26 protein-coding genes are annotated in these 22,079 nt (G+C 30.9%); 14 read left to right on the top strand and 12 right to left on the bottom strand.

Annotated features, from left to right (window positions below; all coding sequences use genetic code 11):
- Nucleotides 1-5 precede the first annotated feature (5 nt).
- The 11 genes from QYS48_RS13915 to QYS48_RS13865 form a co-directional block, all read right to left on the bottom strand.
- Nucleotides 6-617, bottom strand: a complete 612-nt coding sequence (locus QYS48_RS13915) for an OmpH family outer membrane protein (RefSeq protein WP_308356436.1) — start codon at nucleotides 615-617, stop codon at nucleotides 6-8.
- Between the two features lie 85 nt (nucleotides 618-702).
- Complete coding sequence (locus tag QYS48_RS13910; protein ID WP_308356435.1) at nucleotides 703-1,422, bottom strand: rhomboid family intramembrane serine protease; 720 nt, start codon at nucleotides 1,420-1,422, stop codon at nucleotides 703-705.
- 37 nt (nucleotides 1,423-1,459) lie between these two features.
- Entirely contained in the window at nucleotides 1,460-2,362 is a 903-nt protein-coding gene (locus QYS48_RS13905; protein ID WP_308356434.1) for a histone deacetylase, read from the bottom strand.
- Between the two features lie 67 nt (nucleotides 2,363-2,429).
- Nucleotides 2,430-2,996 (bottom strand): hypothetical protein, encoded by a 567-nt coding sequence (locus QYS48_RS13900; RefSeq protein WP_308356433.1) that lies wholly within the window; start codon nucleotides 2,994-2,996, stop codon nucleotides 2,430-2,432.
- A gap of 66 nt (nucleotides 2,997-3,062) precedes the next feature.
- Nucleotides 3,063-3,407, bottom strand: a complete 345-nt coding sequence (locus QYS48_RS13895) for a phage holin family protein (RefSeq protein WP_302101138.1) — start codon at nucleotides 3,405-3,407, stop codon at nucleotides 3,063-3,065.
- A 17-nt stretch (nucleotides 3,408-3,424) separates the two neighbouring features.
- A complete protein-coding gene (locus QYS48_RS13890; protein ID WP_302101139.1) occupies nucleotides 3,425-3,919 on the bottom strand; it encodes a DinB family protein in 495 nt (164 codons plus the stop codon).
- A 7-nt stretch (nucleotides 3,920-3,926) separates the two neighbouring features.
- The gene (locus QYS48_RS13885) at nucleotides 3,927-4,094 is read right to left on the bottom strand and encodes a Lacal_2735 family protein (protein WP_302101140.1); all 168 of its coding nucleotides are present in this window, start codon (nucleotides 4,092-4,094) and stop codon (nucleotides 3,927-3,929) included.
- A gap of 39 nt (nucleotides 4,095-4,133) precedes the next feature.
- Nucleotides 4,134-4,730 (bottom strand): hypothetical protein, encoded by a 597-nt coding sequence (locus QYS48_RS13880; RefSeq protein ID WP_302101141.1) that lies wholly within the window; start codon nucleotides 4,728-4,730, stop codon nucleotides 4,134-4,136.
- A 42-nt stretch (nucleotides 4,731-4,772) separates the two neighbouring features.
- Nucleotides 4,773-4,997, bottom strand: a complete 225-nt coding sequence (locus tag QYS48_RS13875) for a hypothetical protein (RefSeq protein WP_308356432.1) — start codon at nucleotides 4,995-4,997, stop codon at nucleotides 4,773-4,775.
- A 67-nt stretch (nucleotides 4,998-5,064) separates the two neighbouring features.
- A complete protein-coding gene (locus tag QYS48_RS13870) occupies nucleotides 5,065-6,066 on the bottom strand; it encodes a beta-ketoacyl-ACP synthase III (RefSeq protein WP_308356431.1) in 1,002 nt (333 codons plus the stop codon).
- Nucleotides 6,067-6,206: 140 nt separating this feature from the next.
- Nucleotides 6,207-6,719, bottom strand: a complete 513-nt coding sequence (locus QYS48_RS13865; protein WP_302101143.1) for a gamma carbonic anhydrase family protein — start codon at nucleotides 6,717-6,719, stop codon at nucleotides 6,207-6,209.
- Between the two features lie 124 nt (nucleotides 6,720-6,843).
- Between QYS48_RS13865 and QYS48_RS13860 the strand changes: the two genes are divergently transcribed.
- The 14 genes from QYS48_RS13860 to QYS48_RS13795 all read left to right on the top strand — a co-directional run bounded on the left by QYS48_RS13860 (nucleotide 6,844) and on the right by QYS48_RS13795 (nucleotide 21,304).
- Nucleotides 6,844-7,605, top strand: coding sequence for a YceI family protein (locus QYS48_RS13860; protein ID WP_308356430.1), 762 nt, complete (start codon nucleotides 6,844-6,846; stop codon nucleotides 7,603-7,605).
- An 83-nt stretch (nucleotides 7,606-7,688) separates the two neighbouring features.
- On the top strand, nucleotides 7,689-8,972 hold the full coding sequence (gene pabB, locus QYS48_RS13855; protein WP_308356428.1) for an aminodeoxychorismate synthase component I: 1,284 nt from the start codon (nucleotides 7,689-7,691) through the stop codon (nucleotides 8,970-8,972).
- A 120-nt stretch (nucleotides 8,973-9,092) separates the two neighbouring features.
- A complete protein-coding gene (gene miaB / locus QYS48_RS13850) occupies nucleotides 9,093-10,559 on the top strand; it encodes a tRNA (N6-isopentenyl adenosine(37)-C2)-methylthiotransferase MiaB (RefSeq protein WP_308356427.1) in 1,467 nt (488 codons plus the stop codon).
- An 11-nt stretch (nucleotides 10,560-10,570) separates the two neighbouring features.
- Nucleotides 10,571-11,833: a sigma-54 dependent transcriptional regulator gene (locus QYS48_RS13845; protein WP_308356426.1), complete on the top strand. Its 1,263-nt coding sequence runs from the start codon at nucleotides 10,571-10,573 to the stop codon at nucleotides 11,831-11,833.
- Entirely contained in the window at nucleotides 11,823-12,350 is a 528-nt protein-coding gene (locus QYS48_RS13840) for an LptE family protein (RefSeq protein ID WP_308356425.1), read from the top strand. The genes QYS48_RS13845 and QYS48_RS13840 overlap by 11 nt, the downstream gene beginning before the upstream one ends.
- 36 nt (nucleotides 12,351-12,386) lie before the next feature.
- Nucleotides 12,387-13,553 (top strand): hypothetical protein, encoded by a 1,167-nt coding sequence (locus QYS48_RS13835; protein ID WP_302101148.1) that lies wholly within the window; start codon nucleotides 12,387-12,389, stop codon nucleotides 13,551-13,553.
- Nucleotides 13,554-13,557: 4 nt separating this feature from the next.
- Nucleotides 13,558-13,995, top strand: a complete 438-nt coding sequence (secG, locus tag QYS48_RS13830; RefSeq protein WP_308356424.1) for a preprotein translocase subunit SecG — start codon at nucleotides 13,558-13,560, stop codon at nucleotides 13,993-13,995.
- Between the two features lie 95 nt (nucleotides 13,996-14,090).
- Entirely contained in the window at nucleotides 14,091-14,801 is a 711-nt protein-coding gene (locus QYS48_RS13825) for a hypothetical protein (RefSeq protein WP_308356422.1), read from the top strand.
- Between the two features lie 528 nt (nucleotides 14,802-15,329).
- Entirely contained in the window at nucleotides 15,330-15,917 is a 588-nt protein-coding gene (locus tag QYS48_RS13820) for a LuxR C-terminal-related transcriptional regulator (RefSeq protein WP_308356421.1), read from the top strand.
- 306 nt (nucleotides 15,918-16,223) lie between these two features.
- Complete coding sequence (locus QYS48_RS13815) at nucleotides 16,224-16,484, top strand: hypothetical protein (protein WP_302101152.1); 261 nt, start codon at nucleotides 16,224-16,226, stop codon at nucleotides 16,482-16,484.
- Between the two features lie 63 nt (nucleotides 16,485-16,547).
- Nucleotides 16,548-17,138 (top strand): hypothetical protein, encoded by a 591-nt coding sequence (locus QYS48_RS13810; protein WP_308356420.1) that lies wholly within the window; start codon nucleotides 16,548-16,550, stop codon nucleotides 17,136-17,138.
- Complete coding sequence (locus QYS48_RS13805) at nucleotides 17,113-17,988, top strand: hypothetical protein (RefSeq protein ID WP_308356419.1); 876 nt, start codon at nucleotides 17,113-17,115, stop codon at nucleotides 17,986-17,988. Before QYS48_RS13810 ends, QYS48_RS13805 begins: the two co-directional genes overlap by 26 nt.
- A gap of 50 nt (nucleotides 17,989-18,038) precedes the next feature.
- Nucleotides 18,039-20,543, top strand: coding sequence for a hypothetical protein (locus tag QYS48_RS13800; protein WP_308356418.1), 2,505 nt, complete (start codon nucleotides 18,039-18,041; stop codon nucleotides 20,541-20,543).
- Nucleotides 20,544-20,545: 2 nt separating this feature from the next.
- On the top strand, nucleotides 20,546-21,304 hold the full coding sequence (locus QYS48_RS13795) for a GLPGLI family protein (RefSeq protein WP_308356417.1): 759 nt from the start codon (nucleotides 20,546-20,548) through the stop codon (nucleotides 21,302-21,304).
- Nucleotides 21,305-21,430: 126 nt separating this feature from the next.
- Here QYS48_RS13795 and QYS48_RS13790 read toward each other — a convergent pair whose 3' ends face one another.
- Nucleotides 21,431-21,937 carry a metallophosphoesterase family protein gene (locus QYS48_RS13790; protein ID WP_308356416.1) on the bottom strand — a complete coding sequence of 169 codons (507 nt, stop codon included), beginning with the start codon at nucleotides 21,935-21,937 and terminating at the stop codon, nucleotides 21,431-21,433.
- Nucleotides 21,938-22,079 lie beyond the last annotated feature (142 nt).

The following is a 22,079-nucleotide window of genomic DNA, read 5'->3' as shown; positions in this document are numbered from 1 at the left end:
TAAAATTATTCTTCTTCAGATGCAGAATCAGCATTATAAGCTTCATTCAAACCTTTGATTACATCATTAGTGATTTCAAGGCCTTCATTAGCATATAAAACATCACTTCCTCTTGAGTAAGTTAATACTAATTGAAGATTATTCTTATCACCATATTCTTTCAAATAATCACTAATTGATTTATATAACTCATTATTTAATTCCATCTCTCTTTGTCTTAACTTTCTAGACAAGTCTTCTTGATAGATTCTTAAATTTTGCTGCTTTTTCATTAGGTTTTCCTCCAATGCTTTCCCTTGAGCAACCGTTAAATTCTGAGCAGTTCTTTGGAAATCACTAATTTCTTTTTGTAAACCTTGGGCTCTGTTTTGGTATTCACCTTCATATTTTTCAGAAAGCTCAGCAAGCTCAGATTCTATTTCTTTCATGTAATCATATTTTGCTAAAAGTGAATCAGAATGCACATAAGCAATGGCTACATTTTCATATATTTTATCATTTGATTGTTCTTCTGTTGCAGTTTCTTCACTTTCCCCTGCCCCACTGAATTTATCAACAAACAAATAACCAACAGCTACAATTAAAATGATATTAAGTACTATAGATAAGTTTTTCACGTGTAATTATATTTTGATTAGATTTTACAAACGCTTGCAAAGTTAATCAAACATCTTAAAGTGCAAAGCCTACAAAAAAGGGATTTTAATCTATTTTATTAGGATCAGGAGTATCATCTATTTCTTTTGTTTTATATTCATAAGAAAACTCCTGTTCTGGATTGGTAAAGTTAAAATTTGTACCATCGTCCTGATATTCATCATCATCGAAGTTTTTCTCAAAATACAATTCTAATTCAGCTTGCCCTGCAAATTCGTCTTTCATCGCAATTGCCACTAATAAGCCACTTAATAAGCCCATTAAATGTGATTCCCATGATATATGGCCATCTTGAGGAAGAACACCATAAAACATACCTCCATAGAGTAATAGTATTACAAATGATAATGCTAATGATGATTGATTCTTTCTTAACAGTCCACTGAATAAAATAAAAGAGGCTATTCCATATATAACTCCACTTGCTCCAATATGATAGGCTTCTCTGGCAATGATCCATACAAAAATACCTGTGCTGATGTATATATATAATAGTGCTTTAAGTGCTATTTTATCATAAAAGAAAAATAGGATGATTATTAACAGCATTAATGAAAAGCTGTTGGATAACAGATGCAAAAAATCACCATGTATAAAAGGTGAAGTAAAAATACCAATGGTACCCAAAAGATGACGAGGCATAATCCCAAAATGAGCAAAATTAGTAGCAAATGCCCATTCCATGGACTTTACAAGCCAAAGTGCTAATATAATATAGCTACCAAACACTACACTTTGCCTAAAAAGGGATTTTTCTTTCGACATAGTTAAATATACGAAAATCCACAGAAATGATTGAAAATTAGAAAAATAAGTCTTGAGCTAAGCGGTAAGTATTGGCATGAGCTTCAATAATATGAGCTATTTTTTCAGAATAACCACCCCCCATACTCGCTACAACAGGAATTTCATTTTTTATGCAATGTTCAAAAACTATCCTATCTCTTTCTTTACATCCCTGAATTGACATTCCTAATCGACCTAATTTATCAGTTGATAGAACATCCACTCCTGACTGAAAAAAAATAAAATCCGGTTCTTGTTCATCAAGTAACATAGGTAATGTTTCTCGAAGAATTTTTAAATATTTTCTATCATCAGTTCCGTCTTCTAGTGGAATATCAAGGTCTGATGTTTCTTTATGCATAGGATAATTACCTTTTCCATGCATACTAAATGTAAAAACAGAAGCATTATTTTGAAATATCTCAGCAGTACCATTTCCTTGGTGTACATCTAAGTCTACCACTAATATTTTTTTTGCTTTACCTTCTCTTAATAAATAATTAGCAGCTAAAGCAATATCATTTAACAAACAAAAACCTTCACCTCTATCAGAAAAGGCATGATGGGTTCCGCCTGCGATATTCATAGCTACACCGTACTGAAGGGCAAAATTCGCAGCATCGATAGTCCCTTGATTAATAATCCGTTCCCTATCTACTAAGGCCTGAGAAAGTGGAAAACCCGTTCTTCTTTCCTCTTTTCTGCTTAGGCTTAAGCTTTTAAGTTTTTGCCAATAATTTGCATCGTGAACTTGTAAAATATCCTGCTCTGAGAGAAAATCAGGTGAGAAAAAATTACTCTCAGAAACTGTGCCTTCATACAGCAATTGTTCTGGTAAGAGATCATATTTCTCCATTGGAAACCTATGATTTTCGGGCAAAGGATGTGTATATTCTTTTCTCCAGGCGATTTTGAGCATAAAAAAAGTGTTATTCGACAAAAATAACACTAATAGCTAGTTGTTGTTATATTTTAAAATCAGATTATTAATCTAAATCAAATTCCTCTTCATTTGAGACAAAAGAATAAAGGGTATCATCCAATTTAAGATTATCTTCATTGAAATCATTAACAAATTTATTCATCACTTTGTCTGTCACTTCATCTACATTCAAACCTATATCCAATCCAATTCCATACTCACCCCCATTATCCATATCAACATGTTCCTGGACTTTTACTAATTCCTCATCTTCTATTTCATCAATCATTTCAGCAATGTAAAGGCCAATTTCCTCTTCAACATCATCTAAGGTTCTCAAATCACCATTTTCATCTTCTTGGAACTTGATAGGTTTAAAATTGGGGAATTTCTGAGCTGCTTTATGTTCTGCTAACTCATACACTTCACTTGCATGGTGTAATCTCAAAGTATAAATAACAGCATCATAAATCACTTCCTTACCTTCATACATTCCCACAAAACGAAAGTGTTTATATTCTTCGTTATTATCTTCTGTATCCACTAAAACGAAGCTATTATTTGATTGAGCTATTTCTTGCTTTAAATTTTCTATTTGTGTGGCATCAAAGCCTTGGTTAAGAGCACCCATAGTTTTGTGGTTAGTTTTGAAAAAATAAATTACAATTTTTTTTAAAAAAATACAATAAATATAAAATTAATCATCTTTTTTACTCACACCCTCAAAAATACTGTTTACAATTGCCAGAATGACACCAAATAAAAGTGCCCACCAGAATCCATCAATATGAAATCCATCCACAATATAATCGGCTAGCATTATCATTAACGCATTGATTACCAGTAAAAAGAATCCTAAGGAGAATACGGTTACAGGAATAGTTAAAATAACTAATAGTGGTTTTAAGGTAGCACTAAAAAGAGCTAAAAATAAAGAGACCACAAGAGCATCAAAAAAGCCATCTACATAAGCTCCTGGGAGTATATATGATGCTACAATTACAGATAATGATGATAATAAAAGTTTGATTAAAAAATTCATCTTGTTAAAAAATTTGATTACAAATATCTTTTATTTAAAATATTTTGATGGTGCTTCCAGTGTCCTGCTATAATATACCATAAACTTAAAACCGAAATTGGTTTACCATCAGCTTCACCTTCAATTGATAAAATCTTATTAGGCATTGTTTGAAATAAGGACAAATTACATTTTCTTAAATGATAATACTCATCTGCCATTTTTAATTGATTCAAGCTAGAATATTCTGAAGCTGCAGCATAATCATTTTCAGCATATCCTGGCAAAATTGCATTTTCATCTCTACTCAAAGATAATGCTCGAAATGCCATAATTCTCTCCGTATCTATACAATGTCGGATTAGCTGAGCTACAGTCCATTTACCAGCTTCATATTTGTAATGCCATTTACTTTCAGGAATATTACTAATCATAAGGGTAAGCTCTTGAATTTGTGCTTCAAGAGCTTTCCCAATCTCACCTTGAATTAAATCGATGTATCCTTGGTAAAAAGGTGCATTTACTAATTTCATTTATTATTTAATCTTTAATAGCATCCATTTTTTTGGCTACTTCTTCAGCTTCAGCCATTTTCATATCTGCCTTTTTCCTATCAATTGTGCTTAATTTATGATATTCTTCAAGCAACTTTTTGTATTGATCGTTAAGCTTTTCTTTCTCAGACTTCTTCTTAAATAATCCAAACATAATTTCTTTTTTAAATTTGTTTGAAAAACCCACTCAACTTCAATTTGTTTTAAATAACTCAAGTCCTTCTAGTAAGAAACTTAAAACATCTTCTTTTCTCTCTGGCATCTCTTCTACAGGAAATTTCTTACTGATTTTAATAAAGCCAGTCTCATCTATATGATCAGATATCTCTGTTAAACTTAAAGTATGGAATTTAACATAATTACTTTTTTCATAATGGTAATCCCACGGCTTCCTATTGATACAAAAGTAAGTAGATTCGTCAGATTTAAAATGATCTATGAATAAATCTCCGAATTTATTCAAATAATCACCTTGCAAGTGAAAGGTAGACGAGAAAAAATTCCCCCAATAAAACATAGTCCGGTATGCAAAAATATCTTCCTTAGAAAAATAAGCTGGATAATCTAAAATGGAATAAGGCAATCGTTTATAATTTTCGCCTTTAGAAATTTTGCCGTGATTTAAATTGATCTCTTTTGGAATATGAGTTGATATTTTTTTCAAATGAGTTCGAAACTCCTTGTGAATTTCTTCAAGGTAATCCCAAACTTTTTCCATCATCCTATATTTGATAAGAAGAATAGTAGGGTCTGATGCTAAGTCGAGTTCTTGCGTTGTAAATAATGACATAATAAAAAAGGTGAATTAAATTAATCCACCTTTGCAATCGATTTATTGCTGATCAGGTTTTTGAATGATTTTCAGAATGACCTCATGAGGATCATTATCATTATCATTAAATTTTATTTTGACCACAGGGTTATCAGCATGAATATTATCATCAACCGATACCACCTTAAATTGGCTTAATTTTGATTCAATTTCTGGGGCTAATTCTTTTATAGCTTTAGCTATTTCCACCTCAAGTTGACTTGGGTTATATTGCTGAGTAATCATATTCTTTCTTGATTTTTCTTAAATCTAATAATTTTACAATAGATTAATAATATTTATTTTAAGAATATTACCATCTTATTAAAGCAGAGCCCCAAGTAAATCCGCTACCAAAAGCTGCTAAACATACAAGATCACCTTCTTTCACTTTGCCTTCATGCCAAGCTTCACTTAGTGCAATGGGAATAGAAGCGGCTGTTGTATTTCCATACTTCTGAATATTGTTAAACACTTTATCATCAGACAACCCCATTTTAGACTGAATAAACTTAGAAATTCTTAAGTTTGCTTGATGAGGCACTAACATATCAATATCTGAAGCACTTAACCCATTTGCTTCTAAAGCTTCATTAATTACTTCTTGAAAACGGACTACAGCATGTTTAAATACCATATTTCCATTCATGTAAACTTTATATCCAGATGTGTCTAATATTTGCTCCGGCTGTCTTTCCTCTCTTGGTCTACTACTTCCCGGATCTTTCACATATAATTCCTCTGCATAAGTGCCTTCAGCATGCAGATGAGTTGAAAGAACTCCTTGTTCCTCAGTGGCACTCATAATGGCAACCCCTACTCCATCTCCAAAAATAACAGCTGTAGACCTTCCTCTATCTGACATATCGATAGCTGTCGATTGAATCTCTCCCCCTACAACCATGATATTTTTATACATTCCCGTTTTAATGAATTGGTCCGCAACGGATAAACTGTATACAAAACCAGAACATGCATTTCTAATATCCAGACAACCTACTGTTCCCATGCCCAGTTCACGCTGCAACAAAACACTTGAGCCTGGAAAAAAGTAATCTGGAGTAATACTGGCAAAAATTATAAAATCAATATCATCTTTATTCATTTTTGCATTTTTAAGCGCCATATCAGCAGCTTTTTTAGCCATTTTCGCTAAAGATTCTTCTATTTCCGGATCAAAAAACCTTCTTTCTTTAATTCCAGTTCTTTCAGTAATCCACTCATCTGTAGTATCAATCCAACTAGCAATATCATCATTAGTCACTACTGTTTGAGGCACAGCATGACCTAAACCTACTATTTTAGAATTTTTCATTTTTATATTTTTTCGTTTCCATACGCACTTCAAAATTCCACAGAAGATCAAAATGCGCTCCAATATAGAGCAATATTGAATTGTTGTCAAAAATAGTAGTCATGCAGAGTATTTACATGTTAACCTCATGTATCTGAGGCTTAATCTTCAAACCATGTTTTATATAAGGTGTAATTTTTGGCTGTTCTGTCAAATATTTGTGACAAGTCCCCTTCGATTTTTTTTACTTTCTTTGCTGGAACACCTGCATATATATAACCTGATTCTACAATTGTATTCTCAAGCACTACAGCACCAGCTGCCACTATAGATCCTGTCTGTACTACTGCATGATCCATAACGATTGCTCCCATTCCCACAAGAGCTGAATCTTCTACAGTACAGCCATGTACAATAGCCTTATGACCAATTGATACCTTATTACCAATCTTTGTTGCGGCTTTTTGATACGTACAATGTATGACTGCCCCATCTTGAATATTACTTTCATCTCCTATTTCTATTGAATTAACATCGCCTCGTATTACAGCACTCCACCATACGGAACAATTTTTACCGATTTTAACATCTCCTACAATTACGGCATTATCCGCTATGTAAGTATTCTCTCCAATTTTAGGAGTTTTGCCTTCACACTCTTTAATTATACCCATTTTTTATTGTTATATTTTGATCTATGTATACACATTTAATGATTATGTATTATTTTTGAAAAAATCATAAACTTTATAAAAGTTAAATCGTTATTCGGTTGAATCAATTAAAAACCACTAATCTATGAAAATTTTAAAAACAACAAGCGCATTAGCATTAGCCATTGTAATGGCAGTAGCATGTACTTCAAATCCAAAAGGAGATGAAGCCAAAGTAAGCGAAGCTGAAGAAGTAAAAGAAGCTCAAGGAATGGATATCAAAGTTTCTGGTGATCAAGCTAAAATGGAATTCGTAGGTACTAAGCCAACAGGCAGACACTATGGAAATATTGCATTAACTGATGGTTCAATTACAGTTAAAGATGGTGAAATAACTGGAGGTAAATTTGTATTTGACTTGAATCAAATTACAGTTGCTGACTTAAAAGATGATGAAGAAAATCATCAAAAATTAGTTGGTCACTTACAATCTGATGACTTTTTTGATGCGGCAAATCATCCTAATGTTACTTTCGAATTAGTATCTGTAAAACCATTAACTACCGAAAAAGCAGCTGCGGGTTATACTTCATATCAAAATGATATGCAACAGCCAGGAGAAGACGAAAGAATTATGGAGCTACCTGATTATGAGTTAGAAGGTGCTACTCATGAGGTAACTGGAAATTTAACAATGAGAGGTAAAACATTAGCTATTACTGTACCTGCTAAAGTTGAAGTTTCTGACAATGGTGTGAAAGCATTTACTAACTTCAGCATTGATAGAACTAAATGGGGTTTAATGTACGGGGATGAATCTCAGGCTGTAGATAAAGCAAAAGATAGATTTATTTATAATACGGTTGGAGTTGGATTTAATGTTGATGCTTCTGCTGAAAGCATGTAATTCAACAATAAATTAATAATAGTTAAGGCTGCTAATATTTTATAGCAGCCTTTTTTTATGCAATTTTGCCAAAAATAGTTTGGTTGAAAGAAGTTAGAATAAAAATAAAGAACGATAAAAGTATTTGGCTGAAGCTACTAGAATGGAGCAAATCCTTTAAATATGTAGCAGCTTTTCTTCCTCAACAGACTGAGCAATATCCTTTTGGGGCATTTCCAAAATGCATCGCAGTTGGAAATCAAAAACTTAATCTATCGGCACCCTATTTCAAATCATTAGAAGAGTATCTGACTGATAATCCTACTCATAAATTGTATGGCTATTTAGGATATGATTTGAAAAATGAATTAGAGAATTTAAAAAGTAAAAATGAATCTTATATTGACTGGCTTCCCATGCAGTTTTTCAAAGCTGAATGTATTATTGAGTTCCATCAAGGCGATATCCTAATTAAATCTGAATTTGCTCAAAGATTTAAAGAGCAAATTGAAAAAAGTATTGAAAAGGATATTGATCCTCAATACCATGGATCTTTAGTTGGGAAATTAAAAAGCTGGACCTCAAGAGATGAGTATATAAACACAGTTAAGAAACTAAAAAACCATATCGAAGAGGGAGATATTTATGAAATTAATTATTGCATTAACTTTTCAGTAGATGTAAAAGATTTAGATCCCTTTCATGTCTTTAATGAATTATGCAATAACTCTCCAGCACCCTTTGGCTCATTTTTAAAACTGGATCATCAATATATAATTTCAGCATCGCCAGAACGATTTATTAAATTAAAGGACTCAAAAATAATTAGCCAACCCATTAAAGGGACTGCAAAAAGAGGGACTAGCAAAAATGAGGATGAATTCCTTAAAAAACAGCTGTTTGAAAGTGAAAAAGAAAGAGCTGAGAACATGATGATAGTTGATTTGGTCAGAAATGATTTGGCTAAATCATCAGAAAGTGGATCAGTAAAAGTAGATGAAATATTTAGTATCTATAGCTTTCAACAGGTTCATCAAATGATCAGTACAATATCCTCCAAAAAGAAAAAAGAAATTCATCCTGTTAAAGTCATTGAAAACGCGTTTCCAATGGGAAGTATGACAGGTGCACCAAAAATTCGAGCCATGCAGCTAATAGAGGATTATGAGAATAGTAAAAGAAATGTTTTTTCTGGAAGCATTGGTTACTTCAATGGTTTGAATGAATTTGATTTCAATGTACTAATAAGAAGTATCTATTATGATGAAAAGCTTAAAAAGCTCAATTATGAAGTTGGAAGTGCCATTACCTATGATGCTGATCCGGAGGCTGAATATGATGAATGCTTATTGAAAGCAAAAGCTATTGAAAGAACCTTAAAACTGTAATGCAGTATTTTTCATAAAAAGAAACCGAAAATCCACTGCCATTATGTCATTTTCCAGAATAATTGGCTACCTTTGCCTTTTATAAAATTTTACAAAAAAAGCCCTTTAGAAATAGTAAATATGAGTGATTTGATTAAAGATTTGGACATCATTTCTGAAGATACAAAAACGGATGAATCTTGTGCAGTACAAGTTTCAAAAGAAGAAGATACTGGCAAAAGCCGTAAATTATATATAGAAAGTTATGGATGTCAAATGAATTTCTCTGATAGTGAGATTGTGACCTCCATTATGAAAGATAATGGTTTTGACACCACCAATGATTTTAACTCAGCAGATGTTGTTTTTCTTAACACCTGTTCAATTCGTGAGAAAGCAGAATTAACCGTTAGGAAAAGACTTACAGAATTCAATAAAATCAAAGCTAAAAAGCCTGAAATGCAGATTGGCGTATTAGGCTGCATGGCTGAAAGATTAAAAACCAAGCTACTTGAGGAAGAAAAGATAGTGGATATCGTAGCAGGGCCTGATTCATATCGAGATCTACCTAACTTAGTTAAGACAGTTGATGAAGGTGAAAAAGCAGTCAATACTTTCTTAAGTAGAGAAGAAACGTATGCAGATATTAGCCCAGTAAGATTAAATTCTAATGGCGTAACAGCTTTCATATCAATCATGAGAGGATGCGACAATATGTGTTCTTTCTGTGTAGTACCTTTCACAAGAGGTAGAGAAAGAAGTAGAGATCCGTACTCAATAGTTCAGGAAGCTCAGGATTTATTTGACAGAGGTTTTAGAGAAGTTACCTTATTAGGTCAGAATGTTGATTCATACAAATGGTCACCAGAACTAAATAATAAGGCTCGATTAGAAAAACTAGAGAAAAAAGAAGAGGTTGAAATCATTAACTTCGCCAATCTAATTGAAATGGTGGCTAAAGTATCACCAGATTTAAGAGTTAGATTCTCAACTTCTCACCCTAAAGATATTACGGATGAAGTCTTACATACTATAAAGAAGTATGAGAATATCTGTAATTATATACACCTACCTGCCCAAAGTGGTAATTCTCGTATTCTTAAAATGATGAACCGTACTTACGATAGAGAATGGTACATCAACAGAGTAGATGCTATTAGAGATATCTTAGGTGAAGAATGTGGTATTTCATCAGATATGATCACGGGTTTCTGTTCAGAAACTGAGGAAGAACATCAAGACACTTTAAGCTTGATGGATTATGTAAAATACGACTTTTCATATATGTTCTTTTATTCTGAAAGACCAGGAACTTTAGCAGAAAAAAGGTATGAGGATGATATTCCATTAGAAACCAAGAAAAGAAGGCTTCAAGAAGTTATTAATAAACAAAGTCAGCATTCTTTAGAGAGAAATAAACTTGATTTAAATAAAGTTCACAAGGTACTAGTTGAAGGAACTTCCAAAAGATCTGAAGAACAATTACAAGGAAGGAATTCAGCCAATAAAGTTGTGGTTTTCCCAAGAGAAAATTACAAAAAAGGGGATTATGTAAATGTATTTGTAGAAGAATGTACTGGAGCCACCTTAATTGGTAAAGCGGTTTAAATATTTAAGCTTTGGATATACAAACTATCAAAAATAGATTCGGTATCATAGGCAACTCTGATCACCTAAATTTTGCCATAAAGGTAGCGATGCAAGTTGCCCCTACGGATATGACTGTATTAATTACAGGTGAAAGTGGTGTAGGTAAAGAATCATTCTCTAAGATTATTCATCAGCTAAGCGCAAGAAAGCACGGACAATTCATCGCAGTAAACTGTGGAGCTATTCCTGAAGGTACTATTGACTCAGAATTATTCGGCCATGAAAAAGGCTCTTTTACAGGAGCTTATGATTCAAGAAAAGGTTATTTTGAGGTTACTGACGGAGGAACTATCTTTTTAGATGAAATTGGAGAAATGCCACTTCCAACTCAGTCAAGATTATTAAGGGTTTTAGAAAATGGTGAATTTATTAGAGTAGGTTCATCTAAAGTAGTTAAGACAGATGTTAGAGTTGTTGCAGCAACCAACGTAAACCTTATTCAGGCGGTGGAAAAAGGTAAGTTTAGAGAAGACCTTTATTATCGATTAAATACAGTCCCTATTTTTGTTCCTCCTTTGAGAGAGAGAGGAAATGATATTGAATTATTATTCAGAAAATTCACCTCTGACTTTGCAGAAAAGCATCACGTAAACCCAATTAAACTGACTGAAGACGCTAAAGAGGCATTATTAGCCTTTAGGTATCCTGGCAATATCAGACAGTTAAAAAATATAGCTGAGCAGATTTCTTTACTCGAAATGGAAAGAGAAGTCAATAAAGAAATATTGCTTAAATATTTGCCTCAAGAAGGGAATATGATGCCTGCTATTTACAAAAGCAATGATAGCTCATCTGGTGGTAAAGATAATTTTTCAGAACGCGACATTTTGTATAAAATACTCTTTGACATGCGGAATGATGTTGAAGAACTGAAAAAACTGGTACATAATGTTTTGAAGAATGAAAATTATGGAGAAGAGATCATAAAAGATCATGAGGGCTTATTTGAAGTGAAACCAAATGAGTTTAAGGAAAATGAAGAAGGCATCAGAACTCCATTTTTGTTAGATAGCAGCAAACATGATGATTCTTCATCCGATAGTTATAATTTAGAAGAATATCAGGATGCAGAGCATGAAATAGAGGAAGAATCGTTGTCCTTAGAAAAGAAGGAAAAAGAAATGATTCAAAGGGCACTATCAAAAAATCAAAATAAAAGAAAATACGCGGCACGAGATTTGGGGATATCTGAACGTACGTTATACAGAAAAATCAAACAATATGACCTTTAGGAGTTTAATAATCTTCATTTTCACAGCAGTATTTACTTCAAGCTGTGGGGTATACAGCTTTACAGGAGCATCTATTTCACCTGACATAAAAACTATGTCTATCCAGTATTTTTATAATGATTCTGGAAATGGACCTCCAAATCTGCAGCAAACTTTTACAGAAGAAATTAGAGATTACTACCAACAGAATACAAGCTTAGAATTAGTTGAAAGTAATGGTGATTTACAATTAGAAGGTTCCATAACAGGTTATAGAGTACAACCAATAGCCGTAACTTCATCAGGCAATCCTAATCTAGCGGATGCAGCTGGAGCGCAAAGGTTGACCATTTCGGTATCCGTTACATATGTAAATACAAAAGATGAAGTGTTTAATTTCAATAATAAGTCTTTCTCCTTCTATGAAGATTTTGATGCTACTTCAACTACTTTAACTGCAGTAGAAGACCAACTAATTGAGACAATCTCAGATCAAATCATTATAGATATATTTAACGCAACTGTAGCAAATTGGTAATTTTTTGTTAATTTAAATTCTTTAAAATAGAACCAAGTGGAAAAACAAAGGCTTACAACCCTTATTAATCAACCAGAAAAATTAGATGAAAATGACTTCAATTCCTTATTGAAATTGAAGCAAGAGTTTCCTTATTTCCAAGCGATATTTCCTCTTATTACATTAGGTTCTAAAAAATTTGCTCCTGCAAAGGAAAAAAAATACACACAATCAGCCGCTATTGGTGTTTTAGACAGAAAGCATCTTAAGGAAATTTTAACAACCGATTTTGAAGAAGTAAATACTGATAAAACTGAAGTTAAAGAAGTAAAATTAAAAACAAAAAGTCCTCAGAGTCATACTGATGAACCAAAAACTAATGCTAATAGTGAAACTAAAAAGGAAGTAATTCCTACTTCTCCTACTGAGGGTAAAAATAAAATAGAAGCGACTGAACCCCTTATAGATTCTCACTTACCTGATTCATTCTTTTCTGAACTGATGAAAGAAATGGAAGAACTGAAAGCCGAGAAGGAAAATTATCTTAAAACCTTAGAAAGAATAGAATCTCTGGAAGAAAAACCAAAAACCAGAGGGACTAAGAAGACGAGTTCGACTAAAAATACTACGAAAAAAGCTTCTAGTCCGAAAAAAACAACTGCTAAGAAACCCTCCACAGCAAAGAAAAGCAATACTGGAAAAACTAAAGCAGCAAGCACATCTGCAAAAAGCAATACTGCTAAAAAAACCTCCTCAACGGTTAAAAAAACTATTGCATCTAAGAAACCTAGCGTTGAAGAAAAAAAAACTAGCTCAGCAAAGGCAAAGTCATCTACTAAAAAGTCTGAAAGCGAAACAACAAAAAAAAACAAAAATGAAGAGGTAGATTTAATTCAAGAAATTAGAGCTAGAAAGGAATTAAAAATTAGTGATTCCCATAAGAAAGAACAATTAGATATCATTAACAATTTTATTGAGAATGAACCTGTTCTAACTAGAAGAATTGATTCTGATAATCAATCAAATAAACAAGAAGCAGAGGACCTTTCAGCCAGCAGTACTAACCTTTCTGATGATGTAGTTTCTGAAACTTTGGCAAAATTGATGATAAAACAAGGCAGAAAGCAGAAGGCCATCGATATTTACAAGAAATTAATTTGGAAATTTCCACAAAAAAAGACGTACTTTGTCGAAATTATTGATGAATTAAAAAAACAATCATAAATACATGTTAACATTATTAATTACTTTAATCATTTTAGTTGCCATTTTATTGGTATTAGTAGTATTAGCTCAGAATTCAAAAGGTGGTGGATTATCTAGCCAATTTGGAGGATCAGGAGCAAGTCAGGTTGTAGGTGTAAAAAGAACAGGAGATATATTAGAAAAAATCACTTGGGTATTAGCTATTAGTTTAGTGGTTTTAAGTTTAGCTTCTTCTTTTGTTATCAAAAGTACTTCTGTCGATACTGGTTTTACTAGTCCTAACATGGAAAAAGTACAAGATGAGACTTTACTACCTGGTATGGAAAGTGGAGGACAAGAAGGTTTACTACCTGCCACAGAAGGTGAACAGAATACTGAAGGTACTACAGAAGAGGCTGGTAATGAGGAATTGATTGAAGGTTTACAAGAAGATACTGAAGAAGGTAATTCTGAAGAATAAGCTTCATCAATTAAGACATTAAAGTAAAGGGAATCCATTGGGTTCCCTTTTTTATTTAATTCAAATTATTGTATATTCATTATATACAATACTATATGAAAACGTATTTCAACCTTATCGTTTTAACTCTTCTGAGTTTTCAATTATTATCTCAAGAATTCCCTTCCTTGAAAAGTCAAAATAGAGCCATTAATAACTATTTTACGATAAAGTACAAAGTGGTTGATTTTAAAAGTAGCCTACATATTAAAGATTATAAAACCTCAGAATTTCAATTAGAGAACGGATTTGATTATCATTTAAATAAACTTATTGATATTTCTTTTGGTATCAATGGAGGCGTTATTTTAGGAATCCCATACGAAAATAGATTGCAAGCATACTTTAATAGTGGTAATGTTTCGGGTTTAGACACTTTTCTTAAATATTACGATGAGATCGATTTCATAGATCAATCTTTGGCTAAAACTAGATATTTCATAGGTGTGCAACCTCAACTAGGTTTTAATATCACAGAGAAATGGAAAATTTTGGCTGGTACAGAATTACGCTACTTCTTTCAACATTTTTTTGAAAGAAGAACTTTCGATGGAGCATATGTCATTGATGAAGGGGTAAATTTCAACCTATTAGGAACCATAGGATTAAACTACCTTTTGAATGAACAACTTTCAATAGGTTTTCATTATGATAGAGGACTGTCTTACTTACGCAGAATATTGATAATAAACTCAGGTGGGAATGGACCCTATACAAGTTCTGTTAGATATCATAGCTTAGGTCTCAATCTGAAATATTGTTTTTAAATTGCTTCTATCCTCTTTTTCCCAGCTCAACAACCTCCAAATTCTCCACTCTTCCATTATTAATTTCAAAGCGCATCATTGTTCTGATTTTATGAAAAACCTTAGTATTATTTCCTTAAGAGAAATCGTTCAAACCTTCTTTCGAAGTTGCTTTCCACACTAACTAATAAAAATCCCGTTTATATTCTTAGGACTTGCATTTGGCAACTTGAAGTCATAAAAGAATAATTTTTTTAACCTTTAAAAGACACTGATCTTAAAGTTGATCAAGAATTGAAACCTATTTTCTAACCGTAAAAATAAGAGCATCAATATATTCCAATCCATATTTTATTATTAATTAATACTTTTTAACTTTTTAGTAAGAAAATCGATTTTTAAAATTAACTTATAGGTAGAATAACTAAAATACCAATTATTTCAACCAGAACCCCCTAAGAAATGACACTAACAGATAAAAAACTATCAATAATTATTGCTGAACATTCACCTCTAATTTCAGAATCCATACATTCTAAATTGACATCTATGAATCAAGTTTCTAAAATCATAGTAGTTAATTGCACTGATTTATTATCCATAGAATTACAGAAAGAGATTCCAGATATAATTGTTATGGGTATTACAAAAGGAACTGAAGATTTAAATTTAGAATGCATCAAATCAATTAAAAAACAGAACCAAAGAATAAAAATTATTATTCATGCAGAAAATTATAATCAAAATTATGTGAAGACTCTATTTTATTCTGGTGTAAACGCAGTTTTAAACAGAAACGAATGCAGTTCATTTGAAATAAAAGAAGTAATTGAATATTTAAGTACAGGAAATCACTATCTATCTGACGGAATAAAAGATCAAATTATTAAAGAGATAATTTATCCTAATAATGATGTTTCATTTTCAAATAAGATTGAAAAAAAAGACTTAGAATTAATAAGATTAATAGCATTAGGAAAAACTAGCCAAGAGATAGCTGATGATTTACAAATTACCCAGCATATAGTTACCGCAAAGAAAAGAAAGCTTTGTAAAAAATTTGAAGCCAAAAACTCACCTCACCTTGTTCATAAAGCAATTTCGAACGGTTTAATAAACACATACAACAATTTTTGACAAGAAACTTGACACATTTTTGTTCGCATTATGACAAAAAGTATATACACATGTTCCTTGTAAGGTTTTTTATTTAAACCTAAATTTATTAATGCATTCTAAAAGCGCTTTTATATTAACAGACTGCAAATAGAAACCTAAAGAGACAATTTATGATCATCCGACTTACGGAAGTAAAATAAAATGATTTGTCTATAATGTAAGATTTCTATATCAAATGGTCCTAAGGCAGAATGTCTGCAAACTGAATAGAAATGACTTTAAACTTATTCTATTTAAAACTTAAACTATTAAATAATTCTAATTATGAAAAACTTAATAATAATCGCAGTTATTGCTGTGACTAGCTTAACATTATTCTCTTTTAGAAATGTAGAAGAAAAAGGAGTTAATGCTCAAATCACAGATGTTAAAGAATTTAGTTTAGCAGCCAAAAATTTCACGGAATCTAGCGAGACTTTTCCTGACAAGTTTACTCGTTGGAGAAAATCTTGGACTGACTATGAAACAATTGAGCAAATGAATGTTTCAATGGAAGACTTAAGTAACACATTGGAGAAATTCTAAATACACTAAAAGAGTTGCTTTATCTATCATAAATAAGGCAACTCTTTTATATATTTTTTGAAAATGAAAATTAAAATATATTATTTCATTCATTTCGGACTTATTTTTATAATATCACTTACTTCTGTTATCAATTCTTTTTTGGATTTCAACAACTTTGATAAAAAAAAGCTGACTGCTATCAACTTAACTATCAAGAGTATAACTAATAATCCTGCCTATCATATTTACACAATATTTACTGGGACCAATACAGGTTATGGTTTTTATGGAATCAATGTTGCTACCCATAAATTTTTTACCGTAGAGCTATACGATGGAGATAAGAATTTGATTAGGAAAACGAAAACCTTTGGATTTAAAAACCAAAACAACTTAGCCAGATTTGAGGTGCTTGCTTCAAAAATGGCGAATTATATAGTTGAAAATAAAAATTTCCCAAACACAGAAGACCCTAAACTCCTAGAAATAAGGCAGTTATATGTAGAGAAAATCTTTAAAAATATAGGATTATCTGAAGCCAGAAAAACAGATGAGTGTAAATTTTACAATGTCATTTTATACTCACTTATGCCATCGGATATATGGGAAGACAATAATTATAATAAAACAAAAAGAATAGGAGTTTATGAAAGCATTGAGTTTGAACTATAAAACTTTTTTATCTGATATAAACCTAGATTACTATAAATCCATTGCATTATTTAGAATTTCAGTAGTGCTTATAGCATTAATTGATTTTAGCTCAGTTTGGATTGATTTAAATATATTTATTTCAGATACTTCACTTATACCATGGGAATTAGGGCTGATTGAAACTGAATACTACAATTTTCTCAAACCCCTATTTGATTTTTTAATTAGCAATAATATCAGAATCAGTACATTTATTTCAATTATTGCTATTCTATACATAACAGCACTTATTTCCAGCGGTTTAGGATTTCATAAGAATAAGTCTATATTTTTTGCAATAATATTTCAAATCATTTTATATCGCTCTATAAGCAATTTCAACTATGGGTATGATAATTTCATTACCATGTCTTTATTCTATTGCTTGATTTTTCCAGTGGCAAGAGAATTTTCATTAGATAAATGGAAAACAAAGCAAAATTCAGCAAATGAATTGCCTTTTTATTTCTCATTAACAAATTTTCTTAGAACCCACCTCAGTATAATATACTTTGTATCAGGATTAGCAAAAGCTGTGGATAAAAATTGGTGGAACGGTAATGCTATTTGGAGATCCATGGCAAATTTAAATGATTTCATATATCTAAGTCCATTTATACTTTTGGTGTTATCGTGCTCAACAGTAATTATGGAAATGTCATATCCATTTATAGCATTTTCAAAATTTAAAAACCTAAAAAGAATTTTGATTATACACATTATCCTTATGCATTTGGGAATCGGAATAGTATTAGGTTTATCATCTTTTGCAAGTATTATGATCGTTTGGAACATAACAGCCTTTTATAAAGATTTTACTGAAGAATGAGAATAGGGAAATATTTTTTTTTACTCATTATATTAACCAGCACAACTTTAATGGCTCAAAAGCCTGTGGTTATAAAAGGTATTGTTTCAAATAGTGAAAATGAATTCCTCATGGGGGCAACTATTATGTTATACTCAGTAAATGATACCATTAAAGTGATAGATTATTCCATTGCTGATGAAAATGGTAAGTTTTCATTTGATCTTAAAGAAAAACCTACAGAAAAGCTTTTAAAAATTTCCTACTTGGGGTACCAAAAGAAAAAGGTGATTATAACTGAAGATCAATTTTTTTACAATATAATTTTACAAAAATCTACTCAAACATTAAGAGAAGTCACGGTAGATGCCTCTGCAATTAGAGATACCGTAAATCTAGTTTACGATACTACAAAATTTTCTAAAAACTCAAAATTAAAAGAGTTACTCAGGGACAATGAAGGAATAGAAGTGACAGATGAAAATGCTCTTAAATATATGGGGGTTCCGATAAATAAAATACTTATTAATAAAAAAGAAGTTTTTGTAAACCAGAATTCAATAGCATTGGACAACATTACAAATGAGATGATAAAAGACATTCAAATCATAAATAATTATAAAGATAAGTTCAATGTTGATTTTGATAACTTTAATGAATTAGTCTTAAATGTTAATGTAAAGAATAAATTTAAAGGTGCTTTAAAAAATATCATTGAACTTGGATTAGGAATTGAAAAGGCCTATTTATTAGAAGGAAATAGCTTTCTATTTTCAGACAAACTTAATGTATTCCTAACTCAAAACATTAATTCAATAATTGAGAAAAATAACAACACAAATGAGATAAAAAACAGGCAAAATAATACCTCAAGTTTTTATTCTGAAAATGTATCATCAATTAGTAAAGGATTAAATGAAGTAAGAAGCGACAAGTATAACAATACGTATTTACTTGTAAAAAAAGAATATGATAATTTAAAAATACAGGCAAACATAGGATTTAATAATTCTAATCAAGACTTACAAAACAGGATATTAATTGATAATAATCAGAATCCAGTATCAGAAGAAATCACAAATAATAATCGAAAAGGAAACCTAGTCTATACAGATATATTTTTAACAACTCTAATATCAAAAGATTTCTCTTTATCTATATACTCTAATATAGATAGAGTGGATAATCAGTTGATTTGGAATAATGAAAAATCCATTTTCCCTTCTTTAAACTTCGAAAGTAATACTCTCTTTAATTCCAATAATTTCATATATACAACAGGCATAAACACAAAAAAAATATTCAATAAGGTTTGGCTTTGGGAAAACACTTTAGAACACACTAAAGAAGATACAGACAATACTTTTACAAATGATTTAGGAGAAGTATCACAGTCTATTGATTTCACAAAGAAAAGTTCAAACTTTTCATCTTCACTTTTTTACCAAAAAAGTAATCTTTTCAATATTGGTTTTAATATAAACTTAAAAAATAATGAAGACAGAATTTTTTCATTTATTAATACTTCATCACAATTATTATACAGAAATTATTATAATGTAAAAGGTGCGCTTATTGTTAAAGGTCAAAATTCAAAATCAAACTACTTCTTAAATATTGGACCAGAATCGATATTTTTTAAAGATTATCAGTACAGCAGGCTAATATATCCTATATCAACATCATTTAATCATAAATTTTCCGGAAGAAAATCAATTTCATTATCATACGAAAACAATTACCTCTTAGAAAACTTACAAAATTCATTAGATAGTCTATATATTAATTTCACTTCACTAGAAACAGCCAATATCAGTGAGCGAAACATTCAGCAAAGTCAAAATTTAACATTGGACTACAATATTGCTAATATTTCAAAATCCTTAAACGTTTCTTTTCTAGCAGGAGGTTCAATTGACAATAATTTTACTCAAGCCAATCTATTTGATTTTAATTCAAATATAAATGTATATAACAGAATGATTTTTGATGAAAGAGAATCATTTATTCTAAAACATAGATATTCTAAAGGTTTTTATTTTACAAGAAAGGATCACAAAATTCAATTTGGATATGAATTATCAAGTACTTTCTCGAATAATCAAATAGCACAAGAAAATATAATCTATCCTTTTAGCACTGAAAAGTATGATGCAAAATTAAACCTTTTCTTTATCCCTCAAGATCTATTTTTTTCTGAAGTAAGTCTACTAACTAATCTTTCAAACAACATCATTAAAATAAATCAGAATAAAGTCAATTCAATAGAATATAATAAAAATACCTTAGCTATTAGTAAAGCTCAAGGAAATCATATATATAGTGCTTTTTTTTACAATGAAGTATTTAAATCAGAAACGGAAACAATTAGGAGGAATGATTTGGATCTAAAATATCAATATACTTTCAATGAAAGTATATCGATTTTCACTAAAGGTATCGCAATTCTAAATTTACTTAATATTAATAATACAGCCGGAAATTTAAGCACTAATTCTATCAGTGGGCTAAATATTACAACCATAAATACAAACACCTTTGGATATATCATAACAGGTGTGCAATTAAAATTCTAAAAATGATGAAAAAATATTCAATTATCTTCTTACTATCCTTTTTAATTATTCATAACATTTTCCCTCAAGCAGGAAATGAAAAAATAGTAATTGCCAAATATATACTATATCCGTATAGTACAGAATATTTCGATCATGATTCAGAAACACCAAGTGATACAAAATCATTTGATATTGCATTAAGAAGAACAAAGAAATTTAAATATACATTGATGTCAGACTTTATGTCTAAGGATGCAACATTTACATTAGACACTTTAATCACGACTCCTATTAAAGGAAAAGAATCATATTGGATAGAGCCTGAAAATGTAATTTACTTTGGGTATAAACATGAAGGGGATTATTATAAGAAAGAAACCATATTTAAAAATGTTTTTTATGTAAATAATACATCAGATTTCTCATTTGAATGGGAAATCACAAATGAACACAAAACTATTGCAGGCCTAAATTGTACTAAGGCTATTTCTACGGTAAAGAATAATAGAATAATAGCCTGGTTTACTAGCGAAATCCCTATTACTTATAGTCCGTTTAATTTGAATGGTTTACCAGGGTTAATATTAGAAGTTGAAACTTTTTTTAATACGATTACAATAGAGAGTATAAGTTATTCAGAAGATATCAGATCACTTGTCCAAAAAAAGGAGGAGCTAATAAAAGAGTTTGAACAAGAAAAGGATGACAATGAAATAAAGGAATCCATTTTAATGCTGAAAAAAGCTCAATTAATAAATCAGTTAAAAATGATGCGCTAAAAAATATCCTATTAATTAAACAAAGGAAACTGGAAAATAAATATAATTCTTATCAAAGAAATGATAAAATTGATGGTTGATAACAGGCTAAAAAGTACCAGGGTTCTATTACGAATAATAATGAATTCATTTACCTCCTCTTTTTCCCAGCTCAACAACCTCCAAATTCTCCACTCTTCCATTATTAATTTCAAAGCGCATCATTGTTCTGATTTTATGAAACCCCTGATTACCTGCAGCTCCAGGATTTAGGTACAGTAAATTATTACGCTTTTTATCAGGCATTGCTCTTAAAATATGGGAATGACCACATATAAAAACATCTGGTTTCTCAGCTTCAATTAATTTCCGAACTCTTGGATTATAGCTTGGAGGCTTCCCTCCTATATGAGTCATAAAAATTTTCACTCCTTCTCGCTCAAAAAATAAATCTTCAGGATATATATTTTGAAATTCAGGGGTATCTATGTTGCCAAATACTGCTAGTGTTGGAGCGACCTGTTCTAGCTTTTCAATTATATCTCCAGTTTCACCTATATCTCCAGCATGCCATATTTCATCACAATCTTTAAAATATTTGGGAATATTATCATCCCAAAAGCTATGGGTATCAGAAATAAGACCTATTTTCATAAATTGGTAGTTATTTTTGTTGCAGATTAAGAAAAACTCAAAGCGAACAGGTTTTTTAACCTTTGGTTAAAACAAACAGATTCCTGTCTTCATAGGAATGACGCACAGATCTTAGATCAAATGATAACAAATATCTAAATCT

It is taken from the genome of Marivirga arenosa (assembly GCF_030503895.2).
GTDB classification, from domain to species: domain Bacteria; phylum Bacteroidota; class Bacteroidia; order Cytophagales; family Cyclobacteriaceae; genus Marivirga; species Marivirga arenosa.
The sequence above is the reverse complement of the archived record's forward strand: the minus strand, read 5'-3'. Positions and strand labels throughout refer to the sequence as shown.

Bases quoted from the DNA above. Each gene is read 5' to 3' on its own strand.
- QYS48_RS13910 (WP_308356435.1), bottom strand. From the start codon at position 1,422: ATGTCGAAAGAAAAATCCCTTTTTAGGCAAAGTGTAGTGTTTGGTAGC.
- QYS48_RS13905 (WP_308356434.1), bottom strand. From the start codon at position 2,362: ATGCTCAAAATCGCCTGGAGAAAAGAATATACACATCCTTTGCCCGAA.
- QYS48_RS13900 (WP_308356433.1), bottom strand. From the start codon at position 2,996: ATGGGTGCTCTTAACCAAGGCTTTGATGCCACACAAATAGAAAATTTA.
- QYS48_RS13895 (WP_302101138.1), bottom strand. From the start codon at position 3,407: ATGAATTTTTTAATCAAACTTTTATTATCATCATTATCTGTAATTGTA.
- QYS48_RS13890 (WP_302101139.1), bottom strand. From the start codon at position 3,919: ATGAAATTAGTAAATGCACCTTTTTACCAAGGATACATCGATTTAATT.
- QYS48_RS13885 (WP_302101140.1), bottom strand. From the start codon at position 4,094: ATGTTTGGATTATTTAAGAAGAAGTCTGAGAAAGAAAAGCTTAACGAT.
- QYS48_RS13880 (WP_302101141.1), bottom strand. From the start codon at position 4,730: ATGTCATTATTTACAACGCAAGAACTCGACTTAGCATCAGACCCTACT.
- QYS48_RS13875 (WP_308356432.1), bottom strand. From the start codon at position 4,997: ATGATTACTCAGCAATATAACCCAAGTCAACTTGAGGTGGAAATAGCT.
- QYS48_RS13870 (WP_308356431.1), bottom strand. From the start codon at position 6,066: ATGAAAAATTCTAAAATAGTAGGTTTAGGTCATGCTGTGCCTCAAACA.
- QYS48_RS13865 (WP_302101143.1), bottom strand. From the start codon at position 6,719: ATGGGTATAATTAAAGAGTGTGAAGGCAAAACTCCTAAAATTGGAGAG.
- QYS48_RS13860 (WP_308356430.1), top strand. From the start codon at position 6,844: ATGAAAATTTTAAAAACAACAAGCGCATTAGCATTAGCCATTGTAATG.
- miaB (WP_308356427.1), top strand. From the start codon at position 9,093: ATGAGTGATTTGATTAAAGATTTGGACATCATTTCTGAAGATACAAAA.
- QYS48_RS13840 (WP_308356425.1), top strand. From the start codon at position 11,823: ATGACCTTTAGGAGTTTAATAATCTTCATTTTCACAGCAGTATTTACT.
- secG (WP_308356424.1), top strand. From the start codon at position 13,558: ATGTTAACATTATTAATTACTTTAATCATTTTAGTTGCCATTTTATTG.
- QYS48_RS13825 (WP_308356422.1), top strand. From the start codon at position 14,091: ATGAAAACGTATTTCAACCTTATCGTTTTAACTCTTCTGAGTTTTCAA.
- QYS48_RS13820 (WP_308356421.1), top strand. From the start codon at position 15,330: ATGAATCAAGTTTCTAAAATCATAGTAGTTAATTGCACTGATTTATTA.
- QYS48_RS13815 (WP_302101152.1), top strand. From the start codon at position 16,224: ATGAAAAACTTAATAATAATCGCAGTTATTGCTGTGACTAGCTTAACA.
- QYS48_RS13810 (WP_308356420.1), top strand. From the start codon at position 16,548: ATGAAAATTAAAATATATTATTTCATTCATTTCGGACTTATTTTTATA.
- QYS48_RS13805 (WP_308356419.1), top strand. From the start codon at position 17,113: ATGAAAGCATTGAGTTTGAACTATAAAACTTTTTTATCTGATATAAAC.
- QYS48_RS13800 (WP_308356418.1), top strand. From the start codon at position 18,039: ATGGCTCAAAAGCCTGTGGTTATAAAAGGTATTGTTTCAAATAGTGAA.
- QYS48_RS13795 (WP_308356417.1), top strand. From the start codon at position 20,546: ATGATGAAAAAATATTCAATTATCTTCTTACTATCCTTTTTAATTATT.
- QYS48_RS13790 (WP_308356416.1), bottom strand. From the start codon at position 21,937: ATGAAAATAGGTCTTATTTCTGATACCCATAGCTTTTGGGATGATAAT.